We start from the raw sequence: 20,998 nt of genomic DNA on the forward strand, positions 1-20,998 counted from the left end.
TTTTGCTTTGGTCGTTCTAGTTTTTATTAAATGAACGGGTGGCCATGTTTTAGATGCAGCTAAGATAATGGTTTGTTGCTCAAGTTTTGAACTTGAAGGTAAGAGACACACCCTTATCCTAGCTACAAGTGCGCTACAGTATACATAGACCTTCAAGTCAGGGGAAGTGCTTGCGGTGGGTTCAAGCCAGAGGCCCTGTATTTAGTAGCTTGCATAAGGGATGACAGGTTTTCCAGGGAAGATCAGCTCACTATAAACAGGCTTAAAGTAGTATCTAAAATAAAGTTGTGCATAATTTGGTTCGTAGAAATCAGCTCTATCAAGATTAAAATAGCCACCAAAAAACCAATGTGGCGTAAAACGATACTCAAAACTGGCTGCTAAGTTGTAAGAAATACCACTACTAGTGTCGTCTTCAAAATAAGGTACAACCCCCGTTATAGCTGTTTGTGCTTCAGCTTGTGCTTGCAAAACAGGATCATTAGGGAAAAACTCAATTTCATCGGTGGTTGTGGTTGACCAAGATACGCCGCCACGTAAACGATAAACAAAATTATGGCCAATGCGTTGATCATAAATGACTGGCAGTGAAGCGCCTAAATAGTTTTGCGGACTGTAATAGCCACCATGTCCCCAGGTTTCTTCACTTAAATTGTGCTTGTATGACCAATGTAATAGGTTTAAACCAATGCTCAGCTCTTTATTTCTTTGTCGAATATACCGATAGTAACTTCCTCCCATTAAACTGTAGCTTTGATTATCTTTGACGTTTTTACCGGTTAAAAGCTGGTAATTGGTGCTTCCCCAAAAGCCCCAATCTAGCCCTAGATCATGAGATAAGCTTAGTTGCAATTGTGTTGCTCGAACGCCGCCCCACACTTGATTAGTAAAGACATCTTCAAGTCCTGCGTAAGATAAAACGGAGCTAGTAATAGGGCGTTTATTGAAGGTTACTCCATAACCGAAATCGCCAAAGCTTCCTTTGTAATTAACGCCCCACACGATATCTTCGACTAGAAAGCCAAGTGGAGTGGTACCAACATCAAAGCGCCATTGCTCGTTTTGCCAAGCAAAACCAATATCCATGCCTTGCTGTTCGGGTTCAATGCTTAACAGTGGACAGTCAAAAATACAGAGGGCTCCTTGACCATAGCGGCTGCCCGCAAAGGTTTCATCAAAACGGGTTTCTTGGCTCGATATCATCATTGGGTCTAATTTTATAATCCCAGTGCCACCCCAAAGAGGAAAACCGGCCTCGATAGGCGTTGCACCAGCGCCTAGAGTTGACTCATTTTGCGTGCTTGTTTGGCTACTTAAGTTGATAGCGGCTGTAATATAGGCTTGTTCTTGTTGTTCAATACGCTGTAATTGGCGTTTCGCATTATTGACATACCATGGAGCGTCATCATCAAGTGTATACAGGCTGTAATACTGCTCATCAGCTAAACGGCTATTGATGGTATTTGGTGCGATTGCCGCTTGATACCAGTTTTTTGCAAGCTGTGTTTGTTGCTTAGTCTCTGCTACAGCTGCAGCTTGATAGTAAAGCTCTTGATTATTATTAGATTTTGCTAACAACTGTTTGGCTAGATTGAGAGCCGTTGTTTGATCTTCAAATTGGCTAAGTGCTGCCATTAACTGTTGTTGTCGATAGCTTTCCTGATACGTTACTTGGTTGATTTGCTCTGCAACAATTCGATCAGCCAAGGTGTTATTTTGCATCTCACGACTAAGTGCTGCAATCGTCAGTGCAGTATCGGTGGTGACTGTGTGTCCCATTGCGGTGTGTTGCTGGTAGCGAGAAATAGCGAAACGAGTATCACCTTGCTCTATATAGGCATTAATTAGTGCTTCATTGAGCTGTGGGTTTTCACTGTACTGATTATCAAGCGCTGTTAGTTTTGTTATTCGCGTTTGGCCTTGGTAAAAACGATTAATGTAGTTTATTTGTAGCGCAAGCCATTGCGATTGTTCTGAGTTTGTTGCACTGCTGGGCAGCTGGTAATGACTAAACCACGTATCTATACCTGCTTGATCATCGTTATTAATAAGCAGGTCAGCATACGTCATATGCCAATATGGGCTGAGGCTAGAGTCGCGTTCAAGCGCTTTTTTAAGTTGCCTTATTGCGTACTGTTGCTCATTAATTTGGAGCCATTGAGTAGCAAGCTCTGCTTGCATTAATGGTGTTAATGGCTGAGCTTCTAACTCCGTGAGCTTATAAATAATAGTTGCTTTATTGGTGGCAGTATTATTTTCTGCAAGTTTCTCGAGCTTGGTATTAATACTCAGTTGCTCAGCAAGAACGTTAATGTCATCAGTGCGTGCGTTAGTTGGAATGTAATCCAGAGTCGCCAACGCGCCCTGATAATCATTGAGCGAACGTAAAAATAATGCATGGCTGTATCTGAGTTCTGCATCCAGCGGAAACTGCCACAAGGTTTTCTTATAAAGCGCTTTTGCGTGTTCAACCAAACCCTGTTGTTGGTATAAATTAGCGAGATCATAATATAACCAGCTTTGGCGAGGGCTTTGTTTTATCGCCATAAGTAACATATCTACAGCTTCATCCAGTCGGCCTTTCGTTGTTAAATCATCGGCACGTGCGCGCAATTGCTGGGTTTCAAGGAGCGTATAGTCAGCGGCAATAAGCGCTTGCTGCTGTTTACTTAAGCTATTATAAAATTGATGGCTACGTGCATAGTTTCCATCTGCAGCGCTTAAGATAAGCATAGCTCTTAGGGTTGATTGCTGTAATGGATCATTTTTTAGCACGTGTTTGTACAGCTTCATTGCTGTTTGGTAATGGCCGGCGGCTTCGGCAAGTTGCGCACGGTAAAACACGACCGTGTTCGGATCCTCATTTAGGGTATCAGCTAAATCAAGCTTTAATGTTGCGCGTTTGAACTCTTTCATAGACATCGCTGATTTCGCTTCGTCTATGTATTGCCAAAAACGCGCCGTGTTTGCTAGGCCTTTAAGTACTGTAATGCGATTTGTATCAATACTGTATTTTTCAGCTTTTTTAAAAAAATGATACGCTTGAGCATTATTGCCTTGTCTAAGATTGAGTAGTCCTAGGCTGTTGTATATTTCAGGATCTGTGGGTCGGCCTTTTAAGGCTTGATTGAACAATGCTTCAGCTTTTGCAAAACGGCGTTTTTCAAGCTCTACATTGCCTTTTAACCATGTTTGGTAAGCAGGGTCAGCCAGCTTTTCGCGTTCGGCCTTATATGCCTTTTTAAAGTCGCTAAATTGCACGTGCCCTTTACTGCTTTTAGGGTAAGCAGCAAAATAACGTTCATAAGCATGTTCGGTACTTTTGTTCAGAGGCATATCTTCAAGTGCATTTAACCATGCAAATTCAGCCTCAACACTGTATTGATTACTATGAGCATAATGGCTCAAAAGTGCCAGTGCTTCTTTGTTTGCAGGATTCTGTTTTAATAGATGACGGGCGTAAGCAAGCTCAAAGCGGCCGCTGTTTGGGTAGCGGTTCATTAATGAGCGGTATCCTCGTAAGGCCTGTTGGTATTGATTTTCGTCTTGGGCAAGCCAGTTTATATGTTCAAGTTCAAATTCAATATTAGGGTAGTTTGATTTGAACAAGCGATTGTAAATTTTTACAGCGTCATTGTATTGCCCTGCGCGTGCACGTAAACGGGCCTGTGCAATCGTTGCTTTTTCTTCATTACTGACTTTTTCCAGTAGTGTTAAGCTCTCCACACAAGGGTGTGCTCTTTGAGTTAGCTTTGCCAATAAGTTACGCGCTTGTTCAGTTTCTTTTTGTGCATACAAAACACGCACCTGCGCACATTGAACTTGGGTGTTTTGGGGGGCGATACTTAACAGTTTTTCTAAACTGTCAGTCATCAGCTGTGTATCTTGCTCAATTTCGCCTAATTGTACTTGGCTAATTAACCAATCAATTGACTGAGTATCAATATCGTTATTTGCAAGCGCAAAGGCACTAGGGCTTGCGATAATGACAGCAATGAGCCACTTTATTGGCATTCAGCGCTCCAATTCGTTATCAAGTTTCCTTCTTTATCAATCTTAAAGCGTTCGTTTAGACTGCTGGTGCCAAACAAGTACAATACACTGTCATAGTAGCGAGTCGTTGTGAAACGGGTATCCATCATTAATTGTTGTTGCAGTGCGGTGACTAATTGTGATGCTTGCATGGTTTTGAGCAGAGGGAGTAAAGCCCCAGTAAAACCACTTGGACCTGTGCCTGATGTTTTCCCTGAAAGAGCATTTGCTTCTAACGGTACTTTTCTTGATTCGATAATATGCTCGGCCATAGGCGTGAACTGCTGGATAAGTTCTTTTTTGTAAGCGGCATCATCGGCCATCATACTTGCCCAAAGATACACACGAATAGCATTGAAACTGCCTACAGCAGGGCTTTGTTTGTCATGGTAAAAGCCTTTTTCAACACTGTAGTTGACCCAATCAGGGCTAAAGCCTTTTGGTGCTGTATTAATCAGCATTTTAGCTGAGTTTTCATGTAACTCTTGCCAAGGTGAACGCGGATAAAGCTCAGCAAATTGCTTTAAAATAAATAACGGTGCATAGCTTGGGTTTAATTTCCATGAGCCCTGCTTTTCAAAGCCACTGGGGGCTGGCAGAAGTGTTAAGCCTAAGTTAGGTAAGCGGGCTGTTTCTTCGCGAATAATTCGTTCTGCAAGTACCGAGCTTAAAACTGCATAGCGTCTTTCTTGCCAGAGCTTTGCGGCTTGCGACAAGCTGTAAGCTATCCATAAATCAGAGTCAGCAGCAGGGTTAGAGTCTAATATTTTGCCTTCACCATTTTCAACACCCCATTGCCATGCAGGCAGACGAGTGCTTAGATCGCCTTCAGAGAGGTGAATCTCTGTCCAATCTAACAGCGAATCAAAGGTGCTTTTATCATTTGCCACCAAGGCAAAAAATAATGCATATGACTGACCTTCAGAGGTGGTGATATCGAACTGGCTGCCTAAATCAATAACCCGCCCTTGTGGTGAAATGAAGTGTGTTTTAAACGTATTCCATTGCGGCCACGCTGCACAAGTTTGCGCTGCAAAAGCTTTACTTATTAGTAAGATACTAATAGCTAAATAAGTCATAAATTTCATTATGCTTTATCTCCTTCAGACAAACGCTTTTGTGTCAGTAACATAAGTAGTCGCCATAGCATGTATGAAATCAGCAGTAGTGTAATAATCGATAATATGGCGAGTAAAATGGGTTGATCAGAAAAGTGAAACCAAATCAGCGTGTGAATAGGAAGATGGCCAACAAAGTATTGCTCATCCGTTTTTATGGTTTTGATTCCCTGACGGTTTATTATCGCTGAGCTACCCATGATTTGAGCTGTTTTCTCTGCGTTCAGAAGTACGTCGCTCAATAAACTATATGCACTATTGTCTGAGGCGATCATAGAGACAACTGAGCGCTTTGAGTCTAATGGAGATTGGAAGCCAGAAATGATAGCTAAGCGGCCTAGGCTACTGATATTTATTTTAATTTTTTCAGAATTTTGAGTGTCATATGCACCGTTGTAAATGGCTTGATTAACAACACGCTGATTGTTATTGAGCACAGCACTCAAAGAGCTATTCTGTGAAAGCTCAGCTAAAAGTGAATCGGGCTTGCCAATGATGATGATATCTTTATCAGTAAGTTCGTTCTTTGAATTAGGAAATTGAATATCCAAACGATGAGCTGGATAGCCTGTCATTGCACCCAAACGGCCTGCAAAGTTGAGTAATAAGCTGATTGCCTCAACAGGGGCGTTGCTTTGCATTATTAACACGCTTTGGTGAAGATCTGCGTATTTGGTATAAGGGAAACCGCTATTAGCAAAAGCACGTAAATTAGGCAATGAAATGTAATGATGAAAACCACTCACATCAATGCTAGAGCTGCCATCAATAACACCGAACTCACCGCCTGCTGGAATCGCACTACATTCTCCTGTTTTAACTAGTGCAAAGTTAAAGTCGTAAGTCAGTTGGTTGTTAGTTGTTAAATCAAGCCCTGTTAATTCGAAGTCTTGGCGCGTTTGACTTGGTGTACTTGTTGAAAGTAGCGGCAGTAGCGTCTGTGTGGTTACATTCTCATTGCGTTTATTATTAAGCGTGAAACCGTCAACAAATTTGCCATTGATAAGCATGTTTAGGCGCGACAGCATGCCCTGTTCAACAGGGGTATTGCGGTAATTTAATGTTAATGGGATACCATTTTCACGCCACGTGAATAGATCGGGTGCAAAGCGAAGATCCAAATTAACAGGTTGACCTCGATAACCCTCTGATTGGAGCTGTGTTGGGTATTCTATAAATTCATCAAATGTAACAGCACGGTCAGAACGGACCCACAGTGGCGCATCGTATGCTTGTCGAAGCGGTAAACTATCAATTGCATCAATGGTTGCACTGCGCCCTGTCATCACTTTATGGCCAAACATTAAGCCGACCACAGCTTCTTTTAGTTGTGCTGCGTCTTTACCTAGGATCAGTAACACTTTGGCGTATCTATGTGTTGGACTACTGATAATCTCAACCGTTGGCTTTTCAACATTAGGGTAATTTAATAAGAAATCTGGTTTGTTTGTATTGGTTGCAAACACCACGCTATGTTCAACAGGCGTTGCATTTATTTGCACTGGAAACTCAGCATTACGCCATTTGGCTTGGGCACCAAAAAAGCTTGAAAGTGCAACGGCTGCCTCAAGCGTTTCTTCATTTGGCCCAGAGGCAAAAATAAAGGGTAAATTAAGTTGGCTGTAATCCCGTTTATCAAAAAAAGGCGCGGGGAAATATTCAAGTAAACTTTCGAGCGCAAGTGATTGACGACCAAGTGTGATGGTACTGCTTTTACCTAATTCAGCCCAAATAGCCTTACTAAAATCATCTTGGCATGCCAAATCATAGTAACCAACTAACTCAAAACGTATTTGATTAAAATCTTTAATCAGTTTTGGGTTGAGCGACACGGTATGTTCGGTTTTTACCTTAATTGGATTAGTTTTATCATCAATGGGTAATACGGTTACGAGGTTTTCATTGAAGAAAACTTTTAAGTGCGACACGCGGCTAATTAATGAAGGAGAGGGCGTGTATGAAAAGTTAAGCATCAACTGTTTACCGAGCTTGTCTAGTCGGTTTGTAAAGTCGACGCGAGTGCTGTTGCTAACACCATCTAGTTTAAACTTTTTTAAGCCTAAACGTTCAAAACTTAAGGTTAAGCTTTCGACAGGTGCTTGTTCTGGATAACCATCATCAAAAATAGCTTTATTAGACAGCGGCTCAGCACTCATAGCCCAGTGTGGCAGGCTCAGTGATATTGCAGCGAGTAATAGTGTTAGTAGTAGTTTCATCATGATGGTGTAAATACTTTTGTTGGTTTTTTAGGTAATAAAGACACGACAAAGTGTAGTACCTTCGTTATAAAATTAATCAAGGGTCTCAACTCACTTGGTGCGTGGAAAATCAAATTCTTAAAGCCTCTGAGGCTAGTATAAAACACTTTCGAAAAACTGTATGAAGGTTTATCGTGTTTAAAGTTTTCTTGCCAATCAAGCCAAGCATCTGCGCGTGAGAATGTGCATTGAATAAATGCTTTTTGTTTTTCTAAATTTAAATCTCTCAGCGTTAAGCCGATTTGCTTATCACGGGTGTTACAGATGTAGGTCGCAAATGAAAACTGCTTAAAGCCACGGCTCATAAGGAGTTCAACTTTATCGTTGACCCGACATAAGTGGCTGTGTTCGGTTTCTAAACCGACTCCGTTGTCTGAATAATCCGTTATTTTAACTTTGATGGTGCGCCCGTTCGCAAGGCGAATTGCGGCAGGGAAGTTAGCTTTTATTCTATGCGAGCTACGTACTTGCTTTGCTTCGGCTGCGACAGCGACTGCTGCGCCTAAGATCACTATATTGTAGCTGGCCCACAACATACTAATTAGCAATACGCCTATATGAGACGTGTCACCGAATAATAATCTGATGATGCCATACGCCATACCGATAACGTTTACTAATAACAGTATTATATAGGGCTTTGAAATCATCCAGTCATAGTGGTCAGTACTATTTAATCCGCCTTTTTCAGTGACATTAAACTTACCTTTATTGGGGTTTATAAGTGCAACTGTGGTTGGCTTTAAAATGTACCAGGCTAAAACTGATTCATATACTTCACCCCAGAATGAGTAACGGTATTTCCCTTGAACCCGTGAATTCGTTATTTTCACTTGCAGCAAGGTGGGTACTATATATAAGAAAATAGCGATAAAAGGAGCGTAAATGATTTGTGCGTTTAGGTAAATTAGCGCCAAAGGTGCAGTTAAAAACACAATACGTGGTATTCCTGATAAAAAGTGCAGCATGGCATTGAGATAGCATAATCGTTGAGCAATATTTAAGCCTTTGCCGAGTAATGGGTTATCTAAACGAAAAATTTGTGCCATCCCTCGAGCCCATCGGATCCGTTGACCAACATGAGCTGATAAACTGTCAGTGGCAAGGCCTGCTGCTTGTGGAATATTAATATAGGTGGTTTTATATCCTGCACGCTGCATTCTAAGTGCTGTGTGCGCATCTTCGGTGACAGTTTCTACCGCAAATCCGCCAATTTCTTCAAGGGCACTGCGTTTTAATACTGCACAAGAACCACAGAAAAAGGTGGCATCCCACATGTCATTTCCATCTTGGATCAGGCCATAAAATAGCATGTTTTCGTTAGGAATTTTACGATGGTTTTTTAAATTACGTTCAAAGGGATCCGCAGAAAAAAAGTGGTGAGGTGTTTGTACTAAGCACACTTTGCTGTCATTAATAAATTGGCCCATGGTCATTTGTAAAAACGACCTCGCAGGAATATGGTCACAATCAAAAATCGCGATGTATTGGCCGTTTGTCACCTGCATTGCATGGTTCATATTGCCAGCTTTTGCGTGATTATTATCTGGGCGAGTTAAATAGCCAACGCCTATTTCTTCTGCAAATTCAGCAAACTCAGGACGTTTTCCGTCATCCAGAATGTAGATGTTAAGTTTGTCAGCCGGCCAATCAATACTTTGTGCAGCAATGGTTGTTGGTTTAACAACATTTAATGGTTCATTGTAGGTCGGAATATAGATATCAACGGTTGGCCATGATGATGTATCTTCATTAAGTGGAATTGGTTTTCTGCTTAAAGGGTTAATTGTTTGAAAAAAGCCTAAAATTAGCACCAGCCAAGCGTAGGTTTCTGCTAATAAAAGTCCAAACCCTAACCCTAATGCAAGTGGATCTCCCCAGTTAAGTGTTTCTGTGTAACGCCACCATAAATAGCGAGTAGAGGTGGTGACAGACAGGGTGATCATTGCAATTGTTGCCATTTGTCCTTCAACACGACGCAAAGAGTAGGCAACCAACAAAATAAGACTAATAAACACGGCTTGTGCTTCAACACTAAAAGGCACAGTGACAAAAATGGCGACAGCAAATATTAAGAGTGTGAAAAATGTCACTTTTAAGGTACTGTTTTTCCACAGACTTGAAGTACTTATTTGTTGATACGCTTTTGACTTCTGTTGCTTTTTAGTTACAAGCCAAGCTCGCCTAAAAAAGCGCACTAGCTTGCTGTCTATCACGCGAACAATCCGTGCTGAGCGTATGAGCTTTCGCCATGTTTTACGCTGTTCTTGGGCAATGTGTGCTTGAGAAGTGGTGGCTGTGTTAAATAAAACCAAGTAACAGCTTTGTAGTGCGATTCTGACGCAATTTGATGGCGTTAAAATTGGCTGTGTAACATGGGGATAGAAATATTTTATCGTCTTTTTTATGTTGTTTTTACGGTTTTTATCAAGCCTAAAAAATAGCGATAAAAATAACACTATAAAGGGCATCATGAATGCCCCAAGCAAACTCATTTTATGTTGATTGAAATAACCATGAAATTTAAAAAATACAAAGCGGACAATTCTCTTTGTAAAAATAAGTCCTAAGCATAATTTCATAATACGCTCAGTGTTACTCACCCGAACCTTATTAGTCATTATTACTCGCTCTACTTACCAGCCAGCCCGCTAATGTTTCAAAGTCGTCATTGGCAACACTGTAAGGAGCGCAATTAATGGCGACATTACGAAATGCTGTTGCTTCTTTTATCACTTCATCTTGGTTGATATACAGTGGTGCGAGTAAAGGAAGTTCGGATTGCCATAATTGCAGAAGATCAGATTCAAGCTCAGAGGCAGAGTTAAATCGATTTATCAAAAAGTAATGTTGCCAACTTGAAGTAGCGTGTTTAAGTGAATTTAAGCGCTTATAGATAAAACTGTGGCAAATAGCATCGCAGTTTACAATTTCTAGGAAAATATCGTCTTCTGAAATTGGGTAATCAGATACATCAATATGAGCAGGGCAGTCAAATAAAAACCACGCGTTTTCAGATTCTTTTAATTGCTCGCAGCTTTCAATGACTGAGGTAAAGTTTAAATTAGTGAGGCTAGCACTGCCATAAGGTAAAAACTTAATACCATCATTATCTTGATGAAATTGACAGCTGGCCGCATGAAAGCTGGAATAATCACTCCAACCTAATTGGTGCTCCCACGATAGACCTAGATGTAAGCCAACATCGCCTTTGGGATCAAGGTCAATAACGTATACGTTTTCGTTAGATTTTCTTAAGGCGCAAGCAAGATTAGCAACAACGGATGTTGTACCTGTTCCACCTTTAATACCTTTTACAAAAACTCTGTTCATTATTTAGTATGTACTTTTGTTAATATTTTTAACTTGTTGTGTATCTTTAACAGATAAAGCGATATCTTTAATTAAAGGATATTTTTCGATTGTTTGGCGATTTTTTTCTACATCAACTATTTCTATATATGTTTGGTTTTTTCCACCAAACTGATGGAGCAAATTATCAATGTCATATTGAGTTAAAATAGTTGATTTTTTTACTACATAATCATTCATCTAAAGTATCCGCTACAACAAAACTAGATTTGAAGTGTTTATAAAACGTGGACATGGGCTGCATTATATATAGAATAGCGCCTAAAACTAGTACTAAAGTATCTTTTTCAAGGGTTTATTGGTGCCTTATTTAAATATAACAGGGTTAATGACGGCCTATTCGGTGTTAAAACGCAGTGCAAATTATGCACTACTGGCACCGTTAGACAATCAGTTATTAGAGCTAGCTAGGCATGTTTTTGCTAATAACAAAGGCTCTGTATTCTTACTCTCAGAACAGGTTGATATGTTCTTTAATGGTGAGCAAGGTGATGTTTTTCATCAGCTATTTGAACAAGGTCACTTATACCCATTTCGTTTACATTATGATTCAATTTTAGCAAAAAAATCACATTTTTCACGCAGGGTGATTAATGAGCTAAAACACTATGACGAGCTTAAAGATAGTACCGTCGTTGTGCATTTGCATAGTGAACGGATTTCAACCCTTGACGAAGTGCAGTTAACCAAAACAATAAGTTATTATCGTGAACTTGCAATATCTCAAAGTGCAACTGTCATTTTTTTAATTTCGGGTGCTGAAGTAAATAGTGTGCGACGACAGTTTTTAGGTATTAATACACTTTTTGATGGCATGATTTTTATGACCCAAGAAGCCTCAATTCGTACCTTAGAATATGATTATTGGAGTCACAGCGAAGGAGTTATTGCTGTTAAAAGTGTTAATTTACAGCTGCTTAATAAGCAATTATCGGTATTTGAGAGTGATTTAGACGCGCACACAGACAAACGTTCAATGCATCAGGAGCTAGATGAAGATGAAGTTTGGGTGGTACGAAGCGCGGTACCACAAGGCACTAAACTTCCTGCTCTTTACAAGGTGGTTGAAGATAACGATGCGCTATATAAAACTGCGCTGACTCGAAAAGCTGCCACGCTCGTTTTTTCAGTTACACGCTACACTGACTTATCAGCTTTAGCACAAGAGTGTTTTTTGCTTCGTAAACAATGTGGACGCAAATTAAAATTAGTTATTCAAAATGTAGATGGCATTATTCGTCATCAAGATGAATGCTTGTTTTTAGCCTTGGGTGTGAACCTGATTTTGTATAGTTTTTCGGAGCCATCTAGGCTGTTATCTCAAATTCAGTCTATTCAGGGGTTTCAATTCTCAAGGCCTTTACCCGATTCAATTGATGATGTATTAAAATACAGTGAAAGCGTATTAAGCAAAGGGTATTTACCTATTCTGCGTTTTGCAGAGCAAGTGTCAAAACACAGTGATTCAGCAGCGAACCTGGGGGTTAGTGGGGTGTTGGTCATGTTGCAGCTTTTACCGCGGATTGAAGCGATTCACCCATTGCATTTGTTTCATGTAAAACGAGAGGGGGATCTATTTAGTTATGCCGATGGCTATATCTATTTATATTTGCATGCGTGCCGTGAGCATGATGTTGAAAGTGCGATTAAACATTTGTTTAAATTACAAGTGAGTGATTTTTTTACATCGAAAAATATTATTGCTGATCACTTTTACATACAGCAAGAGTGTCGACGAATTCAACGTGACTACAATCAACAGGAAGTACCAGACTACACAGAGCAATTAAAGGAAAATGTTAGCTATATTTTCGATGCCAAAGCGGCCGACATTACTAATTTAAACACTGAAACCCCTGAATTTAAAAAAATCATTAGACCGATATCAACACCTGTTTCGGTTGAATTTAAAAGTGATGAGAGATGAGCTTAAACCAGTTTTTAATTACCTTTTTAGTCGCCTTAATACTCGGTGTTTTACTCAGTAATGTAGGCAAGGTATTACTTAAAAAAGTAGTACATGTTTATCGGAAACTAACATTCAGGCATGTGCTGCTAACCCCATATACTCCCAAAAAACAGAAAAAGGATACCCAGTGAGGCTTTCAGGTTTAGGTGTTTGGAACTTATATTTCCTTATAAAGTTTTTTCTCTATAGTCGCTCAGATATCTCGTTTGACTTTTTAGCTAATTTAGCCTTTTTTGCTTTTTTGGCCTTATCTTTTCAGCAGCAATGGTTGATGCGTATTAAGCATGTTGTGAGTGTTGTTGTCGGCATTGCATTGTTTTATCACGATTCATGGTTACCCCCCATATCACGACTCACAAAGCAGGCGGGGAATGTCCAAGATTTTAGCTTAGGTTACTTTTTTGAAATAGTGTCGCGGGTGGTGAATATTGAGCTGATTCTGGCGTTATTTGTGCTATGTATAGTGTATTGGTATAGCGCTAGATGGCTCAGGTACACGAGCTTGTCTGTGATTGGGTTTGCATATGCTTATTGGCTAAGTGTGTCAGTGCCAAGCGATGGCTTAATTACCCCCATAGTTGTGCAAAATCAGTCAACGCCACGAGAAGAAAGCACAGCCGTATCTGGTGCATCAACAGCTGATACGCCAGATCAACAATTGCAGGCTTTTTATCAACAGCAAGCACAGCTAAAGACTCAGTTTCCAGTGTCTTTCAATGGTCGTCCTTTTGATGTTGTGGTGCTTAACATATGTTCCCTCGCTACGGCTGATTTAAATGCAATTGGTGTTAAGCCGCGTAATCTCTTTAGTGATTTTGATATTTTGTTCCGTGATTTTAACTCTGCTACGTCATACAGTGGTCCTGCTGCTATTCGGCTTTTACGAGCCAGTTGTGGCCAAACCAGCCAAAATAAATTATTTGAACCTGTTGATAAACAATGCAAGTTGTTCAGTAATCTAGCTGAGTTAGGGTTTAAGACCTCTGTCGCTTTAAACCACGATGGTCATTTTGATGATTTCATTGGCTTAATTAGACAGTATGGGGGGGTCTCAGTTCCTAAACTCGATTTTAGTCAGTTTAGTCCCGCTCAGTATGGATTTGATGGTAAGCCTATTTACTCTGATGGTGAGGTTTTGTCTGCTTGGTTAAATGAACAAGCAGCAGAAGGGTCGCTACCAAGAGCACTCTATTATAATTCGATTAGTTTACATGATGGTAATCAGTTAGCTGGGCGTTCACGCATGAATAGTCTTGAAAGTTATCCTGCTAGGCAGCAAAGGTTGTTCGCAGATATTGCTCAGTTTATTTCACAGCTTGAACGTGAAGGTCGAAATGTAATGTTAGTTGTTGTACCTGAGCATGGTGCGGCACTCAAAGGAGATAAGTTACAGTTTGCAGGGCTTCGAGAAATACCCAGCCCTGCGATTGTGTCAGTGCCGGCTGCTGTTAAGTTCATTGGCCCTGATATAAAGCACAGTGAATTATATGAAGTAGAAAAAACAGTGAGTTATTTTGCGTTGTCTGAATTAATCAGTAATGCAATGAAGTGGGATGCTTTTTCAGGTGCTGTGAATGTTCAACGCTTGGTTGATAGCTTACCGAGTGCAGCTAAAGTCGCAGAGAATCAAGACACAGTAATGATGTATATTAAAGGCCAACCATACATTCAATTGGATGGCGCCGAGTGGACTAAATACCCAAACAACTAATGCGTTTGGGTATATTTGTCCAAAAATCTTTACAATAGACTACCCACGAATGGGGAGTTAGCGTATTATTCGCTTACTATAGGTTCCCGTTCTTTGAGGATGTATGCGTTTAGATATTCACTGTGCCGACCGAATTGGTATCGCCCAAGAGATTCTCAATATTTTGGTTAGTTATCAGGTTGATTTAAAAGGTATCGAAGTAGATTCGGTTAATTGCCGAATGTATGTCAGTTTCCCGCCAATAGAGTTTGAGCAATTTCAAAAGATTATGCCATCAATTCGATTAATTGATGGTGTGAAGGATGTCCGAACAACCGCATTTTTGCCTTCTGAGCGTGAGCACAACGAGTTAAACACATTATTAAGAGCCTTGCCAGATGGCGTCATTTCGATTGATGCCAAAGGGTGGGTGCGCTTATGTAATGATGCTGCGTGTCGTGACTTACAGTTGTCTGAAAATGAAGTGATTGGCGCAAACATCAATAACTTATTGAAAGGATTTAACTTTACACGTTGGCTTGAGGGCAAAGAAGTGCTTGGCCAAACAACGCGTGTAGAAGTTGCAGGTGAAGATTTTATTGCTGATATATTACCTATTTCTGTTCCACAAGGAGCTGAGGGTGATGTACTTGCCGGTGCGGTTATAAATATTAAGTCTCAAAGTCGTTTAGGCCAGCAGGTGAGTGCGTTTCGACGTTATGGTCAAGAAAGCTTTGCGACTATTCATAATTTTAGTACTGCTATGCGTCGTGTGGTTAGAGAAGCACGCAAGATGGCACAACTTGAAGCGCCGATATTAATTACCGGTGAAACAGGCACAGGTAAAGAGTTGTTGGCACGTGCTTGTCACTATGCATCTAATCGCTCGGTTAAACCTTTTATTGCTTTATCCTGTGCATCTTTACCAGATGATGTCGCTGAGTCTGAGCTCTTTGGTTACGCTGGCTATGAAGAAAATGCAGCCCCTAAGCGTGGTGTTTTAGAACAGGCTGATGGCGGCACGGTATTTTTAGATGAAGTTGGCGAGATGTCGACGCAACTACAAACGAAATTACTTCGCTTTTTACAAGACGGTACTTTTCGCAAAGTGGGCGACGAGAACGAAGTAAAAGTAAACGTGCGTATTATTGCAGCGACACAAAAAGATTTACCAGCCATGGTACAAGAGGGCACATTTAGAGAAGATCTTTATTACCGAATCAATGTGCTAACTCTTGAGATAGCGCCACTTCGTGATAGAAAGGCGGATGTAGGACCATTGGCTGAGCACTTTATTCAAAAATATGCACAGCAAAATGGCCACTCAGTGCCTGTATTATCGGATGATTGTTTAAGCTTTTTGCAAGACTACCCATGGCCTGGCAATGTGCGTCAGTTAGAAAATGCGATTTATCGTGCAGTCTCGTTGTTAGATGATAACGAACTTAGAATTGAGCATTTGCAGCTGCCTACATTCACCCACGACCTAGGCTATTTGGAGTCAGACTTTGAAGGTACCTTAGATCAAGCTGTTAAACGCTTTGAGGCCACATTATTGCGAAAGTTATACCCTGCTTATCCAAGCTCCCGTCAGTTGGCTAAACGCTTAGGTCTGAGTCATACTGCGGTTGCTAATAAGCTAAGAGATTACGGCATAAATCGTAAGACCGTAAAGGTCTAATAGCAATTTCAATATTATTAAATAAATTGGTATATGGAGAAAATCAGCAAGCTGCATTAATTGCGGCTTGCTTTTAAGCCTTATTGTTTTGTGCCCATATCCTTGGTTACACCATCAAGAACAAGGTTACTGATGCCATTATCGTCAAATTTAATGACGATGCTGATGTTATTACGGGCGAAGAAATAGTCGCGGTTGTCTAAACTAATAACATAGTTTCCTTTCACTGAATCAGTAAAGTCACGTTTTTTAAGCGTCAGTGTGTGCTCACCAATTTGCCAATTAAACCCTTCAAAAAAGCCGTTATTAAACTCTTGAACCCATATCTGTTTTTCATCTTTACTTAATGTAATCGCTACCGAGTAAGATTCAGGGAGTGGCATATCATAAGTTTTGTTGCCAATAGTGAACTTTTCAGTATTTTGTTGCCATGCAAAGCCAAATTCAAACGCTTTTTCTACGCCGGTTGGATAGCTTAATACGCCTTGCCCTTTGTAGCTAAAATCTGCAAAAGCTAAGTGAGAGAATAAGCTTGTCGCCATTAGGAACACTAAATTTAACAATTTCATTAGACTATTCTTTTTTTATACTAATTTATGCACAGATTAGAGCAGAATATTCGCCATAGCAATATGCTGTGATACACTTTGGTTATTATCAACTGGTTAGACCTTTACCGTGAATCTCTACTTTCGACTTATCTTATTATTTTTTAAAATTAAACGTAATCGTGATTACCAACAATTACTCGATACAATTGATATTGATTTCAAAGCTTTACCGAGCGATTGTGATATCAATTTTCACCTAACTAATTCACGTTACTTGGCAATGATGGATATAGCTCGCACTTGGATGACTGAGCGTGTGGGTTTATTAAAACACATAATGAAACGCCGTTGGTTCCCAATCGTTAATGCCACAGCCATCACATACATTCGTGATATTAAGCCAATGCAAAAGTACACTGTGAGTACTCGCTTAGTTGGCTGGGATCACAAATACTTTTATATCGAACAAAAGTTTCATTCGGATAGAGGTTTACATGCAATTGCTTATGTACGCGGCGTTTTTAAACGAAAAAAAGGTGTAGTCAGTGTTGAAGAAATGCTTGAAGTTGCTGGCTTTAAAGGGGTTGCACCTATTTTGCCTGCCGAGGTTATGCACTGGAAAGAAATGCTAGAACAGAAAAAGTTAACCAATAAATAAAAAAAGGCCGTAAAGGCCTTTTTTGTGCGTATGGGCTTTTATACCAATTGAAAGTTAGAATTTGTATTTAACGCCAAACATAGCTACAACAGGGTCGATTTCGACAGTTGATGTAAGAGCTTTTGCGCCATTAGCATAAACAGTTGCATCTGTATCAATATCAATTAATGCAACCATGCCATGTAGACCCCAATTCTCGCTCATCATGTAGTTGAAGCCCGCTTGAGCTGCAAAACCAAATGAGTCGTCTAGTTTCACTTCAACATCATCAGTACCTAGCGTTGCTTTTAAAGCTGCTGATGGTTGCTCATCAAAGAAAGTCGTATAGTTAATACCTACACCAATAAATGGGCGGAACTTATAAGTTGAGTCCAAAAAGTGGTACTGCGCAATTAAAGAAGGTGGTAGCTGCTTGATGTCTGCAATTTTGTTACCAGCAAGACCGCCAGTACCTTGGATGTCGTGACTAAATGGTGTTGCAGCAACTAATTCAAGTACCCAATTATCATCAAATGCATAGTCGATGGTAAGGCCTAATTGTGTATTATCATCGCCACGTAAACCTAATGTTGGTGCTTCGTTGATTTTTGAGCTGTCGTTATCTGGGTTTACATTAATCGCACCCACATTAACGCTTAAATTTGCGTTTGCAACAGGAGAGAGTGCTAATAATGAAGTCAGTAATGCAATGCTTAATTTAGTTTTCATGCTGTTCTCCACGAACTACTTGTCTTGTTTGGTTGAGGCTATTATTACCGAGCTTGGCAAGACAAAACCTGTTCTAGATCAAAGTTTCAAAAATGTTTGAATAAAGTGAAGCTATTTTTTGATTTAGATTAAGTTTTTAATTAGGTACATAGAAAAAAGATTGACTCGAGTTCACTTTAAACTCAGGCAGGTCTGTTACAATAAAATGCGTATAAAATTCTAGGTGTGTTTAATGACAGATACTCAACATTTATTTCTTCATGGTTCGATAGCAAAAGCACTGTTGAAATTGGGTATCCCGATCATCTTAATCAATATTTTACAATCTGCTTATCAGCTTACAGATGCTTTTTGGGTTGGACGACTAGGCGCCGATCAAGTCGCCGCAGTGTCTGTGAGCATGCCTGTCACATTTTTAGTTATAGCTATCGGTTCAGGTCTTGCAATGGCGGGGGCTATTTTATCCGCTCAGTATATGGGAGCAGGCTTACAGGATAAGGTGAATCACGTTGCCGCACAAACAATGTTGATGGTCACAGTCACTGCAACAGTGTTAGGTTTGATTGGTTATTTTCTGTCCCCATATTTTTTAGTGTTACTTGGTGTTGAACAGGCTGTTTATGGCGATGCCTTGAAGTTTATGCATGTCTCTTTTATTGGGGTTGTTTTTGTATTCATTTACGCAATGTTTCAAGCGTTAATGCGAGGAATCGGCCAAACTAAAATTCCGCTTATTATTGTTAGTGGCACTGTATTACTTAATTTTGCCCTTGATCCATTGTTGATTTTTGGCTGGGGCCATTTTTCAGGATTTGGGGTGATGGGGGCTGCATTAGCAACACTTATTACCCAGAGTCTTGCGGCACTAATTGGCGTATGGGTCTTTTTGCGGGGCCGTCATGGTATTCAATTAAAGCTGTCGAGCTTTAAGCCTGACTGGCAATATATGAAACAAGCCTTCTTGTTAGGGGCTCCAGGCTCCGTTGAGTTATCAGCACGGGCATTTGGGCTGATAATCATGTCATTTTTGGTTGCCAGCTTTGGCACCTATACATTGGCCTCTTATGGGGTTGGTTCGAATATTTTGCAAATGGTGATGATCCCCGCAATGGGGTTGTCGATGGCGGTGTCTACTTTGGTAGGTCAAAACATGGGAGCTGGAAATCCAGAGCGAGCAGCGCAAATAACTCGACTTGCTTGTATATGGGGCTTAACTGGGTTGTCGCTGGTGGGAGGAATTGCTTATTTATTTGCTGAATATTTAGTTGCCTTTTTCATTCCTGATGATCCGTCTGTCATTCAAGGTGGCGCTGAGTTCATTCGTAAAATGTGTTTAACTTGGGGCGGGATCGGAGTGCAACTTTGTGTTGTTGCAACCTTTCGAGCATCAGGAAATATGCTCAATGCAATGATAGTTTCTTTGTTAGCGCAGTGTGTTATTCAGTTCCCAGCTGCGTATATTTTATCAAAACATACGGCGCTTGGTCCACAAGGTATCTGGTACTCGTTTGCTCTAACGAATGTACTTGTGGCACTCATAACCTATGCATGGTTCTCAACAGGACGTTGGCAACGTACAAAATTAACAAAAGAAGATAAAGATATTGCTAAAGTGACGCAAGAGACCTTAATCGAAGAAGGAAATCATTAATTTAATCTTCACACTGTAGTCATAATTTCGAGTTGTAATAATCCTATATAGTGAAAAAACTGGGGTTATTATGAGTACAGAGCTCGCGCCAAAGTTACAGCCACACAGCGATGTGGTTAAAGCATTACAAACATTAATCCAATTTAAGTCAGTCACTCCCCAACAGGCAGGGGCGATTGATTGGATTGCAACAAAGCTGACTCAGCTTGGGTTCGAGTGTGAGGTGTTTACTTTCAACCAAGTCACTAATTTAATTGCTAAAGTTTCATTTGGTAACGGCCCTGTGGTGGCGTTTTCAGGGCATATTGATGTAGTGCCGGCAGCCGAAGGAGATTGGCGAGTTGCTCCTTTTTCTGGTCACGTTGTTGATGGTGCTGTGTATGGTCGTGGTGCTGCTGATATGAAAGGCGGTGTGGCGGCTATGCTATGCGCTACAGAAAAGCTTGTTACTCAAAGCGAGAATAAGCAAGGAACCTTCTATTGGCTAATTACTTCTGATGAAGAAGGGGAGGCTGAATATGGATCGTTGCTTATCGCTGAGCGATTAGCAAAACAAGGTATAGTGCTCGATGGTTGCTTAGTGGGTGAGCCAACAAGTCACCTTCATGTTGGGGATACGATTAAGAATGGTCGTCGTGGTGCTTTATCGGCACGTTTATCAATCCAAGGTAAAGCAGGGCATGTCGCTTACCCAGATAATACCGTCAATGCTGCACACTTAAGCGCAGAAGTCGTCAAACGATTAACTGCAATTTGCTGGCACAAAGATGAAGCTAGCTCGGCGACCACTCTCCAAGTCACCGGTATCAACATTGCGAACGTAGTCGATAATTTAGTACCCGCCAGATGTGAGTTGACTTTTAATGTACGCTATAGTCATGGTTATAAAAGCACTGATGTGAAAAAAGAAATTCAATTTGCGCTGGCAGATCTTGCCGATACGATAAAAATTCAATGGGAGCGTCCTTGTGAGTCTTATTACACCGCTTATCAATCACAAGATTGCTTGTTGAATAAACTGGAACAAGCTGTGCTTGAAGTCACAGGTAACTTTCCATTACTCAGTACCAGTGGTGGCACATCGGATGGTCGATTTTTTGCTAATGAGCACACACAAGTTATAGAGTGTGGTGTTTGTAACAACACAATTCACCAAGTCAATGAACATGTTCCCATTATTGATTTACTGTGTATTGAAAAAATTTATTACGCAGCGCTTCGCAATATTTTTAGCTGAAGACTCATTTTTTAAAACAAAGAAGTCGACAATAAATGCCGACTTCTTTGTTTTTATAATATGGTAGGCATTA

At 40.5% G+C, this 20,998-nt stretch carries 14 protein-coding genes; 6 read left to right on the forward strand and 8 right to left on the reverse strand.

Annotated elements, in window-relative coordinates; translation table 11 throughout:
- Nucleotides 1-201: 201 nt before the first annotated feature.
- From LY624_RS05475 to bcsR, 6 genes are read right to left on the reverse strand one after another with little or no spacing between them, the layout of a single operon-like run.
- Complete coding sequence (locus LY624_RS05475) at nucleotides 202-4,014, reverse strand: cellulose synthase subunit BcsC-related outer membrane protein (protein ID WP_341804072.1); 3,813 nt, start codon at nucleotides 4,012-4,014, stop codon at nucleotides 202-204.
- Nucleotides 4,005-5,120, reverse strand: a complete 1,116-nt coding sequence (bcsZ, locus tag LY624_RS05480) for a cellulose synthase complex periplasmic endoglucanase BcsZ (RefSeq protein WP_341804073.1) — start codon at nucleotides 5,118-5,120, stop codon at nucleotides 4,005-4,007. Before bcsZ ends, LY624_RS05475 begins: the two co-directional genes overlap by 10 nt.
- Nucleotides 5,120-7,369: a cellulose biosynthesis cyclic di-GMP-binding regulatory protein BcsB gene (gene bcsB, locus LY624_RS05485; protein ID WP_341804074.1), complete on the reverse strand. Its 2,250-nt coding sequence runs from the start codon at nucleotides 7,367-7,369 to the stop codon at nucleotides 5,120-5,122. Before bcsB ends, bcsZ begins: the two co-directional genes overlap by 1 nt.
- Nucleotides 7,366-10,029 carry a UDP-forming cellulose synthase catalytic subunit gene (bcsA, locus tag LY624_RS05490; RefSeq protein ID WP_341804075.1) on the reverse strand — a complete coding sequence of 888 codons (2,664 nt, stop codon included), beginning with the start codon at nucleotides 10,027-10,029 and terminating at the stop codon, nucleotides 7,366-7,368. Before bcsA ends, bcsB begins: the two co-directional genes overlap by 4 nt.
- Entirely contained in the window at nucleotides 10,022-10,741 is a 720-nt protein-coding gene (gene bcsQ / locus LY624_RS05495) for a cellulose biosynthesis protein BcsQ (protein ID WP_341804076.1), read from the reverse strand. Before bcsQ ends, bcsA begins: the two co-directional genes overlap by 8 nt.
- A 3-nt stretch (nucleotides 10,742-10,744) precedes the next feature.
- Nucleotides 10,745-10,960, reverse strand: coding sequence for a BcsR/BcsP family cellulose biosynthesis protein (gene bcsR / locus LY624_RS05500; protein WP_130151233.1), 216 nt, complete (start codon nucleotides 10,958-10,960; stop codon nucleotides 10,745-10,747).
- A gap of 121 nt (nucleotides 10,961-11,081) precedes the next feature.
- Between bcsR and bcsE the strand changes: the two genes are divergently transcribed.
- The 3 genes from bcsE (at nucleotide 11,082) to tyrR (ending at nucleotide 16,120) form a co-directional block, all read left to right on the forward strand.
- A complete protein-coding gene (bcsE, locus tag LY624_RS05505; protein ID WP_341804077.1) occupies nucleotides 11,082-12,707 on the forward strand; it encodes a cellulose biosynthesis protein BcsE in 1,626 nt (541 codons plus the stop codon).
- A gap of 169 nt (nucleotides 12,708-12,876) precedes the next feature.
- Entirely contained in the window at nucleotides 12,877-14,460 is a 1,584-nt protein-coding gene (bcsG, locus tag LY624_RS05510) for a cellulose biosynthesis protein BcsG (RefSeq protein WP_341804078.1), read from the forward strand.
- Between the two features lie 103 nt (nucleotides 14,461-14,563).
- The gene (gene tyrR / locus LY624_RS05515; RefSeq protein ID WP_062570500.1) at nucleotides 14,564-16,120 is read left to right on the forward strand and encodes a transcriptional regulator TyrR; all 1,557 of its coding nucleotides are present in this window, start codon (nucleotides 14,564-14,566) and stop codon (nucleotides 16,118-16,120) included.
- Nucleotides 16,121-16,200: 80 nt separating this feature from the next.
- Here the strand turns inward: tyrR and LY624_RS05520 are convergent, their stop codons facing one another.
- Nucleotides 16,201-16,689 carry a hypothetical protein gene (locus LY624_RS05520; protein ID WP_130151235.1) on the reverse strand — a complete coding sequence of 163 codons (489 nt, stop codon included), beginning with the start codon at nucleotides 16,687-16,689 and terminating at the stop codon, nucleotides 16,201-16,203.
- 109 nt (nucleotides 16,690-16,798) lie between these two features.
- Between LY624_RS05520 and LY624_RS05525 the strand changes: the two genes are divergently transcribed.
- Nucleotides 16,799-17,329, forward strand: coding sequence for a thioesterase family protein (locus tag LY624_RS05525; protein ID WP_062570502.1), 531 nt, complete (start codon nucleotides 16,799-16,801; stop codon nucleotides 17,327-17,329).
- A gap of 54 nt (nucleotides 17,330-17,383) precedes the next feature.
- On the opposite strand, the gene LY624_RS05530 is transcribed toward LY624_RS05525, so the two are convergent.
- Entirely contained in the window at nucleotides 17,384-18,037 is a 654-nt protein-coding gene (locus LY624_RS05530; protein WP_130151236.1) for an OmpW/AlkL family protein, read from the reverse strand.
- Nucleotides 18,038-18,269: 232 nt separating this feature from the next.
- Here LY624_RS05530 and LY624_RS05535 point away from each other — a divergent pair, with 232 nt between their 5' ends.
- Nucleotides 18,270-19,688 carry an MATE family efflux transporter gene (locus LY624_RS05535; RefSeq protein ID WP_341804079.1) on the forward strand — a complete coding sequence of 473 codons (1,419 nt, stop codon included), beginning with the start codon at nucleotides 18,270-18,272 and terminating at the stop codon, nucleotides 19,686-19,688.
- A gap of 70 nt (nucleotides 19,689-19,758) precedes the next feature.
- The gene (gene dapE, locus LY624_RS05540; RefSeq protein WP_341804080.1) at nucleotides 19,759-20,925 is read left to right on the forward strand and encodes a succinyl-diaminopimelate desuccinylase; all 1,167 of its coding nucleotides are present in this window, start codon (nucleotides 19,759-19,761) and stop codon (nucleotides 20,923-20,925) included.
- Nucleotides 20,926-20,998: the final 73 nt, after the last annotated feature.

Origin of the sequence: Pseudoalteromonas sp. N1230-9 (genome assembly GCF_032716425.1) — a bacterium.
In the GTDB taxonomy this organism is placed as follows: domain Bacteria; phylum Pseudomonadota; class Gammaproteobacteria; order Enterobacterales; family Alteromonadaceae; genus Pseudoalteromonas.